Source organism: Haloarcula marina, from assembly GCF_024218775.1.
Taxonomy (GTDB): Archaea; Halobacteriota; Halobacteria; order Halobacteriales; family Haloarculaceae; genus Haloarcula; species Haloarcula marina.
In genome coordinates this window covers 1,995,567-2,013,973 of sequence record NZ_CP100404.1, presented here as the reverse complement: position 1 = coordinate 2,013,973, position 18,407 = coordinate 1,995,567, and the positions used below count along the sequence as shown (strand labels likewise).

At 65.0% G+C, this 18,407-nt stretch carries 13 protein-coding genes; 8 read left to right on the top strand and 5 right to left on the bottom strand.

The window, feature by feature from the left end; all coding sequences use genetic code 11:
- Positions 1–44: 44 nt before the first annotated feature.
- From NJQ44_RS10480 to NJQ44_RS10470, 3 genes are all read right to left on the bottom strand, one after another.
- Positions 45–1,121, bottom strand: coding sequence for a DUF7973 family transport facilitator (locus tag NJQ44_RS10480; RefSeq protein ID WP_254271296.1), 1,077 nt, complete (start codon positions 1,119–1,121; stop codon positions 45–47).
- A 3-nt stretch (positions 1,122–1,124) separates the two neighbouring features.
- Positions 1,125–2,657, bottom strand: coding sequence for a glycerol kinase GlpK (gene glpK / locus NJQ44_RS10475; RefSeq protein ID WP_254271295.1), 1,533 nt, complete (start codon positions 2,655–2,657; stop codon positions 1,125–1,127).
- A 128-nt stretch (positions 2,658–2,785) separates the two neighbouring features.
- Complete coding sequence (locus NJQ44_RS10470; RefSeq protein ID WP_254271294.1) at positions 2,786–5,362, bottom strand: methyl-accepting chemotaxis protein; 2,577 nt, start codon at positions 5,360–5,362, stop codon at positions 2,786–2,788.
- Positions 5,363–5,700: 338 nt separating this feature from the next.
- On the opposite strand from NJQ44_RS10470, the gene glpA reads away from it, so the two are divergent.
- Genes glpA through NJQ44_RS10455 form a run of 3 tightly spaced genes read left to right on the top strand, consistent with a single transcriptional unit; the run spans position 5,701 to position 10,059 of the window.
- On the top strand, positions 5,701–7,434 hold the full coding sequence (glpA, locus tag NJQ44_RS10465; RefSeq protein WP_254271293.1) for an anaerobic glycerol-3-phosphate dehydrogenase subunit GlpA: 1,734 nt from the start codon (positions 5,701–5,703) through the stop codon (positions 7,432–7,434).
- On the top strand, positions 7,424–8,695 hold the full coding sequence (glpB, locus tag NJQ44_RS10460) for a glycerol-3-phosphate dehydrogenase subunit GlpB (RefSeq protein ID WP_254271292.1): 1,272 nt from the start codon (positions 7,424–7,426) through the stop codon (positions 8,693–8,695). Before glpA ends, glpB begins: the two co-directional genes overlap by 11 nt.
- The gene (locus NJQ44_RS10455) at positions 8,692–10,059 is read left to right on the top strand and encodes an anaerobic glycerol-3-phosphate dehydrogenase subunit C (protein ID WP_254271291.1); all 1,368 of its coding nucleotides are present in this window, start codon (positions 8,692–8,694) and stop codon (positions 10,057–10,059) included. Before glpB ends, NJQ44_RS10455 begins: the two co-directional genes overlap by 4 nt.
- Before the next feature lie 103 nt (positions 10,060–10,162).
- Here the strand turns inward: NJQ44_RS10455 and NJQ44_RS10450 are convergent, their stop codons facing one another.
- Both NJQ44_RS10450 and ppc read right to left on the bottom strand, forming a co-directional pair.
- Positions 10,163–10,615 (bottom strand): universal stress protein, encoded by a 453-nt coding sequence (locus tag NJQ44_RS10450; protein ID WP_254271290.1) that lies wholly within the window; start codon positions 10,613–10,615, stop codon positions 10,163–10,165.
- Between the two features lie 96 nt (positions 10,616–10,711).
- Entirely contained in the window at positions 10,712–13,408 is a 2,697-nt protein-coding gene (ppc, locus tag NJQ44_RS10445) for a phosphoenolpyruvate carboxylase (RefSeq protein ID WP_254271289.1), read from the bottom strand.
- Between the two features lie 224 nt (positions 13,409–13,632).
- Here ppc and NJQ44_RS10440 point away from each other — a divergent pair, with 224 nt between their 5' ends.
- The 5 genes from NJQ44_RS10440 to NJQ44_RS10420 all read left to right on the top strand — a co-directional run bounded on the left by NJQ44_RS10440 (position 13,633) and on the right by NJQ44_RS10420 (position 18,357).
- Positions 13,633–14,337 (top strand): helix-turn-helix domain-containing protein, encoded by a 705-nt coding sequence (locus tag NJQ44_RS10440; RefSeq protein WP_254271288.1) that lies wholly within the window; start codon positions 13,633–13,635, stop codon positions 14,335–14,337.
- A 100-nt stretch (positions 14,338–14,437) separates the two neighbouring features.
- A complete protein-coding gene (locus tag NJQ44_RS10435; RefSeq protein WP_284440252.1) occupies positions 14,438–15,871 on the top strand; it encodes an ABC transporter substrate-binding protein in 1,434 nt (477 codons plus the stop codon).
- A gap of 1 nt (position 15,872) precedes the next feature.
- The gene (locus NJQ44_RS10430; RefSeq protein ID WP_254271287.1) at positions 15,873–16,676 is read left to right on the top strand and encodes an ABC transporter ATP-binding protein; all 804 of its coding nucleotides are present in this window, start codon (positions 15,873–15,875) and stop codon (positions 16,674–16,676) included.
- A complete protein-coding gene (locus NJQ44_RS10425) occupies positions 16,673–17,371 on the top strand; it encodes an ABC transporter ATP-binding protein (RefSeq protein ID WP_254271286.1) in 699 nt (232 codons plus the stop codon). The genes NJQ44_RS10430 and NJQ44_RS10425 overlap by 4 nt, the downstream gene beginning before the upstream one ends.
- The gene (locus NJQ44_RS10420; protein ID WP_254271285.1) at positions 17,368–18,357 is read left to right on the top strand and encodes a branched-chain amino acid ABC transporter permease; all 990 of its coding nucleotides are present in this window, start codon (positions 17,368–17,370) and stop codon (positions 18,355–18,357) included. Before NJQ44_RS10425 ends, NJQ44_RS10420 begins: the two co-directional genes overlap by 4 nt.
- Positions 18,358–18,407: the final 50 nt, after the last annotated feature.

The following is an 18,407-nucleotide window of genomic DNA, read 5'->3' as shown; positions in this document are numbered from 1 at the left end:
TAGTGTCTACCCGAGATGGGAAGTTGGTAGTAAAAAGGCTGTTGTCAGGGCAGCGGAATCCAGACCGCCGTCGGGAACACGCCCACCAGGAACAGCACGGCGATGATGAACGTGCAGACGACGATGGCCGCTGCGGGCGGGTCGAAGTGAGTGTCCGAGTGCGCGTAGAAGATGCGCTGGACGACTTCGCCGACCAGTGCGCCGAGGATACCGAAGACGGCCGCGGCGATGATCATCGTCGGTTCGCCAGCCATCGGCGCGACGGCCAGTGCGGCCGTACTCGCCGGGAGGGTCATGTGGTGCGTGACCGGAATCTTCTCGACGCCGAGGTTGAGGAACGTCAGCGACGCCGCGGAGATACCGAACCCGAGGAACGCACTGCCGGTGACGATAGCTATCCAGCCGCCGAGCAGACCGGCGACGAGGCCGATCATGGCGACGTTAGCCCACTTGTACTGGTGGGGGAGCCACGGTTCGACCGCGAGGCGGGTCGCTTGGACCGTGCCGCCGTCGGCGGCGACGCGTTCTTCGCCCTTCTCGAACGGCGTCATGTCCAGCAGGTTGTTGCTGCCAGCCCCGATGATGGGGTAGCCGAAGACGAGGCGGTGGACGACAGCCGAGAGGACGACGGCGATGGCGATGGGGTCCCACGGCGCGCCGATACCCGCGGAGACGCGGGTAATCAGCAGACCGAGGATACCGAAGACGCCGCCGACGGCGAGGATGTCCGGGCGGGTACCCAGCGCGTAGGCGATGTCCTTCGCAGGGTGATAGTCTCCGTCGCTCGGTTCCGGGAGGCCGTCGTTTTTCGCGGCGTAGGCTGCCGCAGCGGCACCGGCGGCGAAGGAGATGTGCGGCCCGAAGACCGGACCGAACGCGATGGAACCGGTGACGCCGACGCCGATTTCGCCGCCAGCGATGTCGAGTACCGAACCGAGTTCGGCGACGAGGATGTTCACCGCCTCACCGGCGATGACCATGAACCCGGTGAAACAGAACGCCGGGAGCGCGCCGATTGCGGCCCCGAACGCACCGCCCGCGAACGCGGCGAGGAGGAGCGCGATGAACCGCGGCACCTCGACGCCGAATATCGGAATCTGAAGGAGCAGACCGGAAACCATCCGTTATTCCTCCTGTGCCCAGTCCAGCGAGCGCTCGACGGCGTCGTCCCAGCGGCTGTAGAGTTTGTCGACTTCGTCGGCGCTCTTCTCGGGACTGAACTCGCGGTCGATCTGCCAGTTGTCGCGGAGTTCGTCCACGGTGTCCCAGTAGCCGACGGCCAGACCCGCGGCGTACGCGGACCCGAGCGCCGTCGTCTCGTCGACTTCCGGACGGGCGATGTCCGTCTGGATGATGTCGGACTGGAGTTGGCAGAGGAAGTTGTTCTTGACGGCCCCGCCGTCGACGCGAAGCGAGGTCAGTTCGACGCCGGAGTCGGCCTCCATCGCCTCGGCCACGTCGCGGGTCTGGTAGGCGATGGATTCGAGCGTCGCACGGACGATGTGTTCTTTGCGCGTGCCGCGCGTCATGCCGACGATGGTGCCGCGTGCGCGGCCGTCCCAGTGCGGCGCGCCGAGGCCGGTGAAGGCCGGAACCATGTAGACCCCGTCCGTCGAGTCGACGGACCGGGCGAGTTCCGCGGTCTGTGCGGCGTTGTTGATGAGGTCGACGTCTTCGAGCCACTCGATTGCCGCGCCGGTGATGAAGATGGACCCTTCCAGCGCGTACTGGACGGGTTCACCGGACATCTGGAAGCCGATAGTGGTCAGGAGTCCGTGGTCGGACTCGACGGCCTCGTTCCCGGTGTTCATCAGGTAGAACGAACCGGTCCCGTAGGTGTTCTTCGCGTCTCCCTCGTCGAAACAGGTCTGGCCGAACATCGCGGCCTGCTGGTCGCCCAGCGCGCCAGCGACGGGAATCTCCTCGCCGAGGAAGCCGTCGGCGTCCGTGTGGCCGTAGTAGTCCTCGTCGGAGGACGGTCGGACCTCCGGCACCATCGAACGGGGGACGTTGAACTCTTCGAGGAGTTCGTCGTCCCATTCGAGGTCCCGGATGTTGTACAGCATCGTCCGGGACGCGTTGGTCACGTCAGTGATGTGGTTGCCGGTGAGGTTGTAGATGAGCCACGCGTCGATGGTCCCCATCATGAGTTCGCCCGCTTCCGCACGGTCGTGAAGGTCCTCGCCGCGCGAGGCCTCCATCTTCAGCGGTTCGGCGTTGTCGAGAATCCACTCGGTCTTGGTGGCCGAGAAGTACGCGTCGGCTTCCAGCCCGGTCTTCTCACGAATCCACTCGACTTTGTCCGCCTCCTGAATCTCCTCGACGCGGTCCGTCGTCCGGCGGTCCTGCCAGACGAGCGCGTTGTGGACCGGCTTGCCACTCTCCTTGTCCCACACGATAGTCGTCTCGCGCTGATTTGTGATACCGAGCGCTTCGAGTTGGCTGGCGTCGAGGTCTGCGTCCTCCAATCCGCGCTGGACGACTTTCTTGGTGTTCTCCCAAATCTCGATAGGGTCGTGCTCGACCCACCCCGGATTCGGATAAATCTGCTCGTGTTTTTCGTATGCGTTCGCTACGACTTGCCCGCTGTGGTCGAAGACCATGAAACGCGTTCCAGTCGTCCCCTGGTCGATCGAACCGACGTATGTGTCTGCCATTGGTGTTCTCTCCGTATGGGCGGACCTTGTTTATCCAAGACCCCGCCTTATGAGTAAACAATATAGTGAATCATTATAAAGATTACTACTGCTTCCATAGTAGGGATAAAAAATACGAAATGATTCTTCTAACGCTTTGATGCGTACGATTCGAGTTGTTTCTCGACCTGCGAGTTGACTCTCGTCAACCGTTCGGACACCTCGTCGACAGATTGGACGTTGTCGATGCCTTCCTCGACGATGGTCCGGACGGTGTCGAACGGCCCGATTTGCGCGCCCCGGGTCGCGGTGGTGTCCGTCGTCCCGACCAACTGGTCGAACGCCGTGGCATAGTGGGGGTTCGCTTCGAACCAGCCTTCCGACCGAAGTTCGGGTATCGCGTCTTCGTGGACCGGGAAGTACCCCGTCTCCTGGTGCCACCGCTTCTGTTGGGCCGGTTCCGAGAGCCACGTCAGGAACTCGCCGACGGCCGACCGCGTCGAGGCCGGGAGGTCGTCGCTCAGCCACAGTGACGCCCCGCCGACGAGGACGCCCGTTCGGTCGCCAAGTACCGGGAACATCCCGGTTTCGACCTCGAAGTCGCCGCTGGATTCGATGGCCCGAAGCGACGAGGTCGACCCGATGAGCATCGCCGCCTGCCCGTCGTGGAAGGCGTTGCGGGCCTTCCCGCGGGCCTCGATACCGGGGTCGAGATACAGGCCCTCGGATTCCATCTCTGTCAGCCAGCCGACCAACTCCCGTGCGAACTCGCCGTCGAGGTTCGCGGTCCGTGGGGTTCCCGACCGACCGTTGTCGTTGTCGACGAGCAGTTCGTCTGCCTCGGCGAACCACTGCTCGACGAACCACGAGTAGTTCGCGAACGTGATGCCGTAGTCCGTGACGTTCCGGGAGACGAGCCGCTGTGCGGCCGAGCGAACGTCCGCGAGGGTTCGTGGCGGCGAGTCGGGATCCAGTCCCGCCTGTCGGAACGCGTCGCGGTTGTAGGCAAGCACCGGGTTCGACGCGTTGAACGGGAGCGATTGGAGCTTCCCGTCCATGCGGTAGTAGTTCGAGACAGAGTCCAACAGGGAGTCGAGGTGGTCGGCCGGAAGCACGTCCTCGACCGGCACGAAGTATCCACTGTCGCGTGCGCGCGTACTCCCGATTTCGAACACCTGCGCGATGGCCGGGCCGGTACCGGCGGCCGCGGCGTCGAGCGTCGCGTTCAGCGTCCCGCGATAACTCCCCTTCGAAGTGAGCGAGATGGCGATATCCTCGTGTGACTCCTCGAACTCGCGGGCCAGCGACTCCAACAGGAGCGCCTTCTCCCCGCCCATCGCGTGCCAGAATTCGACGACGGTGTCCGCCGACCGGGCCGTCCCGGCCGCCCCGTCCAACTCGAACTCGTCGAGCGTCCGTTCGAGCGTGTCCGCGCGCTCGGTCAGCGTCGAGACGCGAGTCGATACCTCCGCCAGTTCCGTCGTTTGCTCCTGTGCGGCGTCGGCGGCCGTCGCCGCTTCGGTGGCGGTCTGTTCGCTTATCTCGCCCACCTCGTCGACCATCGAGACGACTTCCTGGGTCGATTTCGCTTGGGTGTCTGTCGCGTCGTCTATCTCCTGAACGCTCGCGTCGACGTCCTCGACGCGCTGGACGACGGCGTCGAGTTCCTCGAGAGCCTCCTCGACGGCCTGGTGGGTGCTCTCGACGGTCGTCTGGGTATGGTGCATCTCCTCGACCGTCGCTTCGGCGTGGTCGTGAACCCTGTCGATGGAGGACTCGATTTCGTCCGTCGCGCGCTTCGTCTCGCTGGCCAGGTTCTTCACCTCGTTTGCGACGACGGTGAACCCGTCGCCCTCCTCGCCAGCGCGGGCGGCCTCGATGTTGGCGTTCAGGGCGAGGATGTTCGTCTGGTCCGCTACGTCGGTGATGAACTCCACGATGTCCTCGATGTCGGTCATCAGATCGTTCAGCCGTTCGACCTTTTCCGCCGTCTCCTCTGCGTGGTCGGTCAACTGGTCGAGTTCGTCCATCGCGTCGCCAGCGGCACGCTGTGCGCTCGTCCCGCGCGAACTGGCTTCCTTCGATGTCTCTGCCACCTGGTTGGCCGAGGCGGCGATCTCCTCGATGGTCGCCGAGAGACTGCGCATTTCGTCGGAGATGTCCCCGATGCGCTCGCTCTGCGTCTGCGACCCGGTCGAAATCTCGCCGACCGCGTCGCCGACATCGCGGCTCGCGCCTTTCACGCTGTCGAGGCGGTCGTCGACTCGTTCGGTGGCCGACGATACCTGCTCGCTGAACGACGCCATCCGCTCGACCGTCTCGCGCCACTCCGCCAGTAACTCACCGTAGGAATCGTAGAGAACGCGGGCCTGTTCGGTGGCTGGCTTCCCCGGCGTGACGGTGAAATCGCCGTCGGCGTTCGCGTCCACCACCTCGGCCAAGTCCGCGACGGCGCGCTGGAATTCCTCTCGCCGCGCGCGCTCGGCCGCGAGTTCGTCTTCGAGTCGGGCTATCTCCTCGTCGGGTGAGGGGCCGTCGTCGACGACATCCGCGTCGCCGCTGTCTCCACCACTGTCGCCTCCGGTGTCGTCTCTTCGGTTCGTCGATGACGCCGAGGGGTCTCGCTCGTCGGTTCCTGTCGTCTCGTCACCGCGGTCCCTGCTGTCCGCCGTGCCGCCGTCCGACCGGACGGGTACCTCGGATGAAAACGGATTCCACCTGCTCATGCCTGCCGCACACTCCCCATGATGCTGACCATTATCTCACGTACAGGCAATGTCATACACAATCATATATAGTAGTTACTGGGGGTTGGCCACCACTAGTAACCAATACGAAATCCTTCTTCTCTTCTCTGTACCGTTCGAATAACCTCTAATTCGGCCGTACTACAGCTCCACAACTCGAATATGCGCGTCTGTCCGAGTGTGAAACCGTGTAGCAGACGACGCCTCAAAAGACTCTGACAGTCCATTGACAATCATGATTACCGATAAAATTTACTGGCGAACCCCCGTTCAACGGTAAAATAAAGTGGATGCACTCCGAAGCGCAGGTATAACAGATGGCATCGACACCACACATCGCCGTCATCGGCGGTGGTTCGACCGGCGTCGGCATCGCCCGTGACCTCGCCATGCGGGGCCTCGACGTGACCCTCGTCGAGCAGGGGAACCTGACCCACGGGACCACGGGGCGGATGCACGGCCTGCTCCACAGCGGGGGCCGTTACGCCGTCTCGGACCAGGCCAGCGCGACGGAGTGCATCGAGGAGAACCGCGTCCTGCGGGACATCGCCAGTCACTGCGTCGAGATGACCGGCGGGATGTTCGTCAAACGGCCGGAGGACGACGAGGAATACTTCCAGAAGAAGTTAGAGGGCTGTAAAGAGTGTGGCATCCCCGCCGAAGTCGTCTCCGGCGAGGAGGCCCGCGAGATGGAACCCCACCTCGCGAAGGACATCGACAAGGCGATTACCGTCCCCGACGGTGCAATCGACCCGTTCCGACTCGTCGTCGCCAACGCCGCCAGCGCACAGGAACACGGCGCGCGTATCGAGACGCACTCGAAGGTGACCGACCTCCTCGTCGAAGACGGCGAGGTAGTCGGCCTGGAAGTCGAACACGCCTCCGGCGCTGGCAAACGTGTCCACGGGACGGCAGGCGGCACCGAGGAGATTCGGGCGGATTACGTCGTCAACGCGACGGGCGCGTGGGCAGGGCGCATCGGCGACATGGCGGGTGTCGACATCGCCGTCCGCCCGTCGAAGGGCGTCATGACCATCATGAACGTCCGACAGGTCGACACCGTCATCAACCGCTGTCGGCCGAAGGGCGACGCCGACATCGTCGTCCCCCACGAGACGACGGCCATCCTCGGGACGACGGACGAGGAAGTGGAGGACCCCGAGGACTACCCCGAGAAACAGTGGGAAGTCGACCTGATGATTGAGACGCTGTCGGAACTCGTCCCGATGCTTCAGGAGGCCCGGACCATCCGGTCGTTCTGGGGCGTCCGCCCGCTGTACGAACCCCCGGACGTGGGCAGTGAGGACCCGACTGACATCACGCGGGACTTCTTCCTCTTGGACCACGAGGAACGGGACGACCTGCCGGGCATGACCAGCATCGTCGGCGGGAAGTTCACCACCTACCGGATGATGGGCGAGAAGATTTCCGACCACGTCTGCGGGAAGTTCGGCATCGACGCCGACTGCCGCACCGCGGAAGAACCGCTCCCCGGGAGCGAGGACTTCTCCGTGCTCCGCGACTACATGGACGAGTTCGGCCTCCGGTCCCCCATCGGCCGCCGGAGCGTCGAACGCCTCGGCTCTCGGGCCGACGAAGTGCTGAAGACGGACTCCCCGAATCCGACGGTCTGCGAGTGCGAGGGCGTCACCCGCGCCGAGATTCAGGACGCCATCAGCCAGTCCGGGTCGGACCTGAACGCCGTCCGCATCCGCACCCGCGCCTCGATGGGCAACTGTCAGGGCGGCTTTTGCTGTCACCGGATGGCCAACGAACTCCACGGCGAGTACGACGAGGCCATCGCCCGTGAGGCGTGGGACGAACTCCTGCAGGAGCGCTGGAAGGGCCAGCGACACGCCCTCTGGGGCGAACAACTCTCGCAGGCGGCGCTGAACTACGCGCTCCACGCCACGACACAGAACCGCGACCACGACCCGGCGAGCGGCGAGCGCGAACCGGTCGATTTCGGCGCGTTCGACACCGGCGTCGACAGCGGCGGACACTCCGGCGCGGCAGACGTCGCCGCCGACGGAGGGACGCATGGCGATTGAGTCGGAGGTACTCGTCGTCGGCGGTGGCCTCGCGGGCCTGACCAGCGCCATCGCCGCCGCCCGCGAGGGCGCGGACGTACGCCTCGTCTCCTACAAGCAAAGTACGCTCCGGCACGCCTCCGGCCTCGTCGACCTGCTGGGATACACGCCCGACGGCGAGGGGCCGCTGACCGACCCCTACGCGGCGATGGCGGACCTCCCCGCCTCCCATCCGTACCGAACGGTCGGCGTCGACACCGTCCGCGAGGCGATGTCGATGTTCGACGAGGTGACCGACTACGAGGGCGGGCACACGGACACGAACGCCCTGCTGCCGACCCACGGCGGGACGGTCAAGCCGACAGCGCGATACCCGCGCGGCGCCGCCGCGGGCATCGCCAGCGACGACCGCGACGTACTCCTCGTCGGCATCGAGGAGATGACCGACTTCGACGCGCCCCACGCCGCCGCCCACCTCGATGCGGCGGGGGTGCCCTTCGACGTGCGCGGCGAGACGATTCGGTTCCCCGGCGACCTGCGGGCCGACGCGAAAGTGACCCGGTACGCGAAGCTACTGGACACCGACGGCGAGGTGGCCGTTCGCGGACGCAAACGGCCCGCCCGCGAGGCGCTAGCTGCACGCGTGAACCCGCTCATCGACGACGAGACGCGCGTCGGGTTCCCGTCGATTCTCGGGGACGACCACGCCGATGAAGTCCGCCGTGACCTCGGCGAGCGACTGGGGGCCGACGTGTTCGAGGTGCCGATGGGGCCGCCGTCGCTCCCCGGCCTCAGACTCGAGGACGCGCTGTTCGAAGCGCTCGACGAGTCCGGGGCCAGTTTCGAGACTGGCAACCCAATCGTCGACTACGAGGGCGAGGACGTTATCGAGCGGGTGTTCATGGAGAAAAACGGTGCGCGAATCCCGCTGTCGGCCGACCAGTACGTCCTCGCGACGGGCGGCCTCGTCGGGAAGGGCATCGAGTCCGACCGCGAAGGCGTCGTCGAACCGGTGTTCGGGTGTCACGTCCCCCACAGCGACGACAGATACGACTGGTTCGACACCGACGTGTTCGGCGACCATCCGTTCGCCGGGTTCGGCGTCGAGACGGACGCGGACCTGCGACCGCTGGCGGCCGACGGCACGGTGGAGTTCGATAACCTCCGTGCCGCGGGCGGCGTGTTGGGCGGGTACGACTTCGCGGCCGAGAAGTCGGGCAGTGGCGTTTCGATTGCGACAGGCTATGCGGCGGGCACGAGCGCCGCGGCGGAGGGACAATGAGCGACGCACAATCACCAGACTTCGACCCAGTTGAACCGAACACTGGGGAGGACTTCGAACCGGTCGAGGTGTTCCCCGACAGCGACGATTTCGACCTGCGACCCGGCGCGGACTCGTGTTACAAGTGCTCCACTTGCGACACGAACTGCCCGGTCGCGGAGGTGGACGACGAGTTCCCCGGGCCGAAGTTCCAGGGCCCCGAGCAGTGGCGGCTGAAACAGACCGACGACGACTACGAGATAGACGACTCGGTCATGTCCTGCTCGAACTGCATGCGCTGTGACAACGCCTGTCCGTCGGGCGTCCCGCTCAGCCAGATGCACAACACCGCCCGCGGCGAGTACGTCAGCGAGCAGATGGACAAACTCTCCGTGGAGTACGTCCGCAACCGCATCCTCGCGAACTACCGCACGTCGGCGTGGTTCGCCAGCAAGGTCCCGCGCCTCGCGAACTTCGCGATGAACTTCGGCCCGGCCCGCTGGGTCATGGAGAAGACGATGGGCATTACCAGCGAACGGGACTTCCCCGAGTTCGCCCAGCGGACCTTCCGCGAGTGGTGGGCCGACCGCGGCGGGGCCGACGCCTCGCGACGCAACGCCCGCGAGGCCCGCGAGCGCCGAGGCGAACCCGCCGAAGCCGACAAGAAGGTCGCCTACTTCCACGGGTGTTACTCCAACTACAACACGCCGGAAGTCGGCAAGGCGATGGTCCACGTCTTCGAGCACTTCGGCTACGAAGTCGTCGCACCCGAGCAGAAGTGCTCGGGGACGCCGATGTTCGCCAACGGGATGTTGGACGACGCCCGCCGCCACGCCGAGGTGAACGTCTCCTCGATGTCTGACCTCGTCGACCAAGGGTACGACGCCATCGCTTCCTGTACCTCGTGTTCGATGGCGCTCCGACAGGAGTACCCCGAACTGTTCGACATCGACGGCATCGAAGACGTGGCCGCGAACACGTTCGAAGCAATCGAATACCTCCGAATCCACGAGGACATTCGCGACGAGATTCGCGCGGCCGACGTGTCAGGGGACCTCGCCGACGAGTTCGCCTACCACGCTCCGTGTCACGCCCGGAATCAGGGCCTCGACCGACAGGCCGTCGAACTGTTCCGCGACTTAGAGGGCGTCGGTATCGAGGACGTGGGCGAGTCCTGTTCAGGTATCTCCGGGACCTACGGCTGGAAGGAAGAGAAGTACGAGAAGTCCATGGAGATAGGCGACGAGATGTTCGACCACATGGAACACGCCGAGGGGAGCACCGGCATGACCGAGTGTCCCACCTGCGCGATGCAGATGGAACACGGCACGGGCTACGAGATTCGTCACCCGCTGGAACTGCTCCAAGCCGCACTCGTCGAGTGACGACGGAGGGAACAGCCCGCTTTTTCCGACGGTTTCAGCCATCCCCGCGACAGCGCTGTCGCTACCCGGGCGAAATACGAGAGACGCGGGAAGAGAGAAGGCCTTACTCGCCGCCGCGGACGAAGGTGACCGGGCAGGGCGCGTTGAGCATGACCTCTTGGGCGACGGACCCGAAGACGGCTTTGCCGGTCGGGGACCGCTTGCGGCCGCCGACGACCACGAGGTCGGCGTCGGTTTCCTCGGCGAGGTCGACGATTTGCTCGCCGTGGTTCCCGACGGACCCTCGGATGCTCACGTCGATGTCGGCCCCGTCGAACACCTTCTCAAGTTCTCGGACGGTCGTGTGACGGTCGGCGACTTCGTCGGGGTTTGCCTCCGCGACGGAGGTGAACTCGAGTCGGTCGACGACGTTCTCGTACTCGTCTTCGGTGAACACGTGCGCGACGATGACCTCCGCACCGGTCGGTCCCGCGATGTCCGTTACCGTCTCGGCGAGTTCGTCGACGCGGTCCTTATCGTTCGGCCCGACTGCGAGGAGAATCTTCTGAATTGCCATAGCGCCACGTCTCGCGGCGTGACACTAAAAGCTTCGGTAGATACTACAGCTGTGGTAATAATCGTTTAGAACGGCGTGAAGGCGCCTGAAAGTCGCTTATCCGGTGTTTTTCATCCCGGCCGCGATACCTTGGACCGTCAGTCGGAGCGTCTGCTTCTCGGTCTCGGTGAGGTGCGACTGCTGGAGCAGTCGGACCTGCAAGAGGTTCAGCGGGTCGACGTACGGGTTGCGACGTTCGAGGTTCTGTTCCAGCCAGTCACGCGAGAGGAGGCTGTCGCGACCAGCGATTTCCAGCACGAGGTCCACCGTCTCCTCGTACTCGGCCTCCAGACGCGGGAAGATGCGCTCTCGCAGGTCTTCGTCGGCGAGGTCGGCGTACTCCCGAGCGATGTTGAAGTCGGTGCGGGCGAGGGCGAGCGACGCGTTGTCGATTTTCGTGCGGAAGAACGGCCACTCCGCGTACATCTCCTGGAGTGTCTCGATGTCGCCGCCGTCGTCGAGATAGGCGTTCAGCCCCGTCGCGATGGAGTACCACCCGGGGATGATACAGCGGGCCTGCGTCCACGAGAACACCCACGGAATCGCGCGCAGGTCGTCGACGCTGCGGTCCTCGCTCCGGGAGGCCGGACGCGACCCCATGTTCAGGTTCTCGATGACCGTGATGGGCGTCGCTTGTTCGAAGTAGTCGACGAAACCTTCGGTACCGAGGAGGTCCTGGTACTCCTCGCGAGCCGCGGGGGCGGCCGTCTCCATGGCGTCGCGCCACGCGTCGGGAATCTCCTCGACGGGGTCGTGCATCGTGTTGTGCCGGGCGCGAATCTGCGCGTTGAGCATCTGCTCTAAGTTGCGCTCGGCGATGTCGTGGTTGGCGTACTTCTCGGCGATGGCCTCGCCCTGCTCCGTGAACTTGATTTGGCCGGTGACCGTCTCGTTCGGGAGCGCGAGCATCGCGTCGTTCATCGGGCCGCCGCCGCGGGAGATAGAGCCGCCGCGCCCGTGGAACAGGCGCATCTCCACGTCGTAGTCGTCGGTGATGTTCGCCAGTCGCTTCTGGTTGTTGTACAGCGACCAGTTGGCGGCCAGGAACCCGTTCTCCTTGTTGGAGTCGGAGTATCCGAGCATGATTTCCTGCACGCCACCGCGGGCCTCCAGTGCGAGGCTGTAGGCGTCGTTCTCGAACAGCGTCCCCATGATGCGGCGCGCACCCGAAAGCGCGTACTCGGATTCGAGGAGCGGGACGATGTCCAACCCGCAGTATCCGGGCAAGTCGACGATACCGACTTGGTCGGCGAGGAACAGCACTTCGAGGACGTGGCTCGATTCCTCGCACCAACTGATGGCGTAGGTGTCGATGGCGTCGACGCCGAACTCGTCCTGCCAGTTGGCCGTCTCGCGGAACCGACGGAGGACGCGGGTCGAGTCGTCCGAGAGGCCCTCGGCGTCTTCCATGTCGATGACCTGTCCTTCTTGCAGAATCGCCTCGGTGAGGAACTCGACGCGTTCGTCCTCGTCCATCGAGGCGTAGTCGATGCCCTGGCGCTCCACGGCCTCGGCGATGGCGTCGGTGTGCATCTTGCGGTGGTCCCGCAGGTCGAGGCTGGCGAGCGCGAAGCCGAAGGTGTCGACCTTCCGAATCAGCGGGTCGACGTGGGACTCGGCGATGGTCTCGGCGTTGTTGTCGCGCAGGCTCTCGGCGATGGAACGGAGGTCCTTGAGCAGTTCGCCCGAGTCGTCGTAGCCGCCCTGCCGAACGTCGCTGACGCGCAGGACCGACTCGCGCATCAGTTTGAGCTTCTGACGGTAGGGTTCGTCCGGGTAGCGCTCCTCGGCCTCGCTCGCGACGCCGGGGAGTTTCGTCTTGTGTTCGCTGAGTCGCTCGTCGAACGTGTCGTCGGTCGTGATGTTCGACGCGTCCTGACTGAGGACACCGGAGAGTTCCTTCAGTTTGTTCCGGTATAGCGGGAGGATGGTGTCTCGCTGGCGTTCCAGCGTCTCCTCGGTGACTTCAGGCGTGACGAAGGGGTTCCCGTCGCGGTCGGACCCGGCCCACGAGCGGAACTCGTAGAGCTTCGGCACGTCGATGTCGCCGTCGTACTCGCCGTCGAGTGCGTGCTCCAGTTCGTCGTACACCTCGTCGATGACCTCGAAGAGTACGTTCTCCAAGTACCACTGCACGTTGAGCGCCTCGTCGGTGACTTCGGGCCGCCGGTCGCGGACCTGCGGGGTCTGCCAGAGGCTCGTCACTTCGGCTTGGAGGTCGCGGCCGACGACCTCCTCTTCGCGGTCGGTCAGCCGAACCTCGTCTAAGGTTTCGAGGTCACGGGCGACCGAGCGGAGCTTCGCCTTCACCGTCTTGCGGCGCGCTTCCGTGGGATGGGCCGTGAACGTCGGCTGGATGAGGACGTCGTCGAGGACTGACTCGACCGTCTCCGCGTCGGCCCCGTTGTCCGAGAGCTTCTTGACGGCGTCGAGGACGCTGTCCTCTAAGACGCCCGCCTGACTGCCCTCGCGGATTTCGCGGACGCGGTTTCGCTCCTCGGCGAGGTTGATGAGTTCGAAGTACGTCGTGAACGCACGAGCGACGATGTCCTGCATCTCGGGGTCCAGTCGGTCCAGCGTCTGCCCGACATCCTCGCGGGTCTCTGCGTCACCTCGACGGTACTCGATAGACGATGTTCGAATGCGTTCGACAATCTCGAACGCCTCCGTCGACGACTGCGCTTCGAGAACATCACCGAGAAGTTCACCAAGCTCGCGTACGTCTTGGTTAATCTCTCTGGCGTGCAAAGTCATACCATTCAATCCCAAGGCGAACCCTAAAACACTATTGAATCGGGGGCAGAGGACGCCGTAGACCCCTGTGGACGTTCATGTGAAAATAGAGACAGCGAATTGAACGGTTCAGGATACGTGAATCGTGGAATGAGTGTGCGACCGTTCGTAGGATTCTATTTCCGTGGTGGGCAGAATGATTTATCATTATGGAGACACGCAGTGGATGACAGCGTGGACTGCCTATGATCGACATCGCAATGGACATGGAGCAGTACGACTGCCCGTTCATCGACACGACGGCAGACCACGGTGTCGCGTTCGCGGCAGTCCACTGGGACTTCGATACCGCCCAACGGGAACTGGAGACTCGGATGGTCGTCGAGGCAGACGGTACCGGGGCGCTCGACTCGGGCCTGGAGACGCTACAGGACCACCGTAACATGAACGACGTCACGCTGGTCCGACGGCAGGACGACGTGGCGCAGATACGAACGGTGATAGCCGAAACGGCGGCGATGCGGACGATTCGGAACAACGGCGGCTACATCACGGGACCGTTCCACATAGCTGAAGGCAGCGAGATCTGGCACGTCGGCTTCGACAGGGGCCGTGACGCCGACGACACCCTCTCGGAACTCGACCGGGACAACGAGTTCGACATCATCGAACGCTCGGCGACGACGCTGCCCGAACTCAACGACGTGGCCCAGAACGCGGGGGCCGCGATGACGCTCATCGAGGGCTGTCGTGACCTCTCGGACAGGGAGCGGGAGACGCTCGAACGGGCCGTCTCGTCTGGCTACTTCGAGAGCCCCAGGGATGCGACCCTGGGGTCGCTGGCCGACGACTTCGGCATCTCGAAACCGGCCGTCTCGAAGAACCTCCGACGCGGCGAGCGCAAGATGATTGAACGGGTCGTGCAGGCCCTCGACGACATCGACTCCTGACGGCCGCGCGTCGCCGTCCGCGCCGCTCTGCCGTTCTGCCGTTCGCGGTTAACATGTTAACGCGCCGTTCTATTGTGGTCGTTCGTGTATGATATCCTGTATGCGAGAAAGTATCACACGGCGACGCGTACTCGGGTCGCTCGGCGTCGGCATCGCCGGACTCAGCGGTTGTGTCAGTGAGGACGGCGGCGATGGCGGCGGTGGGAGCGACGGTGGCGGCGGAGGTGGCGAAAACGACGGCAACTCGGACATGACTGAGGGAACCACAACCGGCGGGTCGGACAGCACGCAATCGGTGACGCTCGGGATGCTTCAGCCCCTCTCCGGGGACTTGGCGTACTACGGGCAACAGTCGCTCTGGGGCTTCCTCTCGGGGCTGGCCTACAAGGGCGACACCGACCCCCCCGCCGACCCCGGAACCGGGGAACTATCGATGACCGTCGGCGACGTGGAGTACACCATCTACGTCCGCGACACGGAGTTCTCGGCCGACGCCGCACAGACGGCCGCGACGAACCTCGTCGAGAATCAGGACGTGGACATGCTCGCTGGCTGCTCCTCCTCGGGCGCGGCGAGCCGAGTTATCTCGACGGTCGTGAGTCAGGCGGGCGTCCCGTACATGGCGGGACCGGCCGCCTCGGCCAGCATCACGTCGAGCAGCGAGACGTGCAGCGACATGGTGTTTCGCGCGAGCGAGAACACCGCGATGGACGCCCGGTCCGGCGGGAAGTACGTCGCCAACGAGACGGACGTTTCGAAGGTGTACCTGTTCGGTGCGGACTACTCCTTCGGGCGCGCTGTCGTGAACAACTACGAGGCCGTCCTCCGGGCGGAGGGCGTCGAAATCGTCGGTAAGCGCTTCGTCGAACGAGGCTACGCGGAGTGGGAGGGCCTGCTGGACAACGCCGAAGAGGCGGGGGCGGAGGGCATCGTCGGCGGATTCACCGTCGCGACGCTCCCGGCCATGTTCAACACGTTCCTCTCGGGCGAGTACCCGTACCGCGCGTTCGGCGGGTTCGCCACCCGCATCACCAACAGCGTCGTCGGCGGGACGCTCCAGAACGTGCTGGGCGAACCGCTGACCCGCGAGAAGATACAGAACGCGGAACTCGGGCCGTTCACGACCCGGTATCACTGGAATCAGTACGACAACGAGATCAACAACAGTTTCGTCGACAGTTACACCAGCGCCTACGGCGTCGTCCCGGACCTGTTCACGTCCGGGCTGTTTACCGCCGCCTCGGCCATTCAACAAGCTATCATCGAGGGCGGGTCGACCGAAGGCGCAGACATCGCGAGCGCGCTGAAGGGGATGACCGTCACGGACACGCCGAAAGGCGAGGGCGGCTACACGTTCCAGGAGTACAACAATCAGGCGCGCTCGGCCATGACCGTCGCCGACCCCATCCCGACCACCGACGAGTGGGCCGAGAACTGGGGCGCACCGATCATGCCCAGCGAACCGCTGGCCCGCATCGACGGGAGCGAGGCGACCATCCCCGCCGACAGCGACCAAATGAACTGCTCGCTGTAACATGCTCAGGACGCGAGGGTTGACCAAGGACTTCGGCGGCCTGACAGCCGTCGACAGCGTCGACTTCGAACTGGCGTCGGAACTCACGTCGCTCATCGGCCCCAACGGCGCGGGCAAGACGACGTTCTTCAACCTCCTGACGGGGGTCTTAGAGCCGACGGCTGGGAGCGTGGAACTGCGCGAGGGCGACGACTGGGTCGACATCACCGACGCGGCCCCCCACGAGACGGCCCAGCGGGGCATCCACCGGTCGTATCAGGTGACGAACGTCTTCCCGAACAGCAGCGTACTGGAGAACGTCCGCATCGCAGAGCAGGCCGCCGGGGAAGACTCGCACGCGATTTGGCGCAACGTCGATTACTTCGAAAAGTACACCGAACGCGCGTACTCGAGGCTCGACCGAGTGGGACTTGCCGACCGCGCGGCCGACGACGCGAGCACCCTTAGCCACGGCGCGAAGCGGAAATTGGAGGTCGCCATCGCGCTGGCGGGCGACCCCTCGGTACTCCTGTTGGACGAACCGAACGCGGGCGTCTCCTCGGAGAGCGTCGACGAGGTTCGCTCGCTCGTCGAGGACGTGGCCGCGGACCACGCGGTCCTGCTGGTCGAGCACAACATGGACATCGTGATGGACGTTTCCGAACGCGTCGTCGTCCTGCATCAGGGGCGCGTCATCGCCGACGGCGAACCGGCGGCGGTCCGGGCCGACCCCGACGTGCAGTCGGCGTACCTCGGCGGCTACGAACCCGGTGACCTCGACGACGCGGCGACCGACGAGACTGACGCCGGGGAGGGGGCCGCGTGAGCCTGCTGGAACTGGAGGGCGTCCACACCTACTACGGGGACAGCCACGTCCTCGAAGGCGTCGACCTCGCGGTGGAATCGGGCGAAGTCGTCGCCCTCGTGGGCCGCAACGGCGTCGGTAAGACGACGACGCTTCGCTCCGTCCTCCAGTTGACCCCGCCGCGGGAGGGCGACATCCGCTATCAGGGGGAGTCGCTGGTCGGACTGGAAACCCACGAAGTCGCGGCGCGAGGCCTCGGATGGATTCCCGAGGACCGCCGCGTGTTCGCACAGTTAACCGTCGAGGAGAACCTCCGGGTCGCGGTCCCGGAGCGCGACGACGTACAGGCGGGCCTGCAGTTGGCCTTCGAGTCGTTCCCCATCCTCGAAGAACGCCGTCGGCAGGAAGCGGGCACGCTCTCGGGCGGCCAACAGCAGATGCTCGCCATCGCGCGCGGACTCGTCGGGGACAACGACCTGCTGTTGGTCGACGAACCGAGCGAAGGACTCGCCCCACAAATCGTCGCGGACGTGGCCGAGGCACTGTCACGCGCCAGCGAGGGGGCGACCCTACTGCTCGTCGAGCAGAACCTCCCGCTGGCGCTGGACCTCGCGGACCGGTTCTACGTCGTCGACAACGGCCGCGTCGTCGACGAAGGGGACGCGGGCGCGGTGTCGGCCGACGACGAACGGTTACGGAGGTATCTCTCCGCATGATACTCGAAACACTGCTGGACTTTCTGACGGTGTCGGAACTCGGCAGCGTCCTCGTCGAAGGGCTGGCGAAGGCCGCGCTGTACGTGATGATCGCCAGCGGCCTGACGCTCATCTTCGGGCTGATGGGCGTCCTGAACTTCGCTCACGGGTCGCTGACGATGGTCGGCGCGTACCTCGGCGGCCTCGTCATGGTACTGACCGTGAGCCAAGCGACGGGCACGGTGGCTCGACTCGCCCTGTTCTTCGTGGCCATCGTCGCCGTGTTCGGCGCGCTCACGCTGTTGGGCGGGGCCATCGAGACGAGTATCATCCGCCCGCTGTACGACCGCCCGCCCATCTACCAGATACTGTTGACGTTCGGCCTGACGCTGGTCGTCGACGAACTCGTCCGCATCGTCCTCTCGCTGTACGGGATGCAACCGCTGTCGGACTGGCAGGCGGCGCTCGCGACCAAGCCGCAGTTCCTCCGGGAACCGGTGGCGCTGGGACCGGTCGACGTGCGGTGGCTCGCGGTCTTCGAGATTTTCGTGGGTGCGCTGACCGTGGTCGCAATCTGGGCGTTCCTCACGAAGACCCGGTACGGCCTCTACATCCGGGCCGGGAGCGAGGACACCGAGATGGCGTCGGCGCTCGGCATCGACGTTCGCCGCGTGTTCACCGTCGTGTTCGCGCTGGGTATCGGCCTCGCGGGCGCGGCCGGGACGTTGCTGATGTGGGACCAAGTCTGGGGGGCGAGCGTCCCGCTGGCGGCAGAGACGTTACTGCCCGCCTTCATCGTCGTCATCGTCGGCGGCCTCGGGACGTTCCGCGGGACCGTCGCCGCGTCGCTCGTCGTCGGGCTAACCGACGCGGTGATGACGTGGTGGTTCGTCAACTACGTCCGCTTCACCGGACTGCCGGAACTGATGCTGTTCCTCGTGCTGGTCGTGACGCTCATCGTCCGGCCACAGGGACTGTTCGGCGTCGAGGAGGTGGGGGGCCATTAGCACCGACACCGCCACGGTCACGTCCGGTGAGACGGCGTGGCCGACGCGGT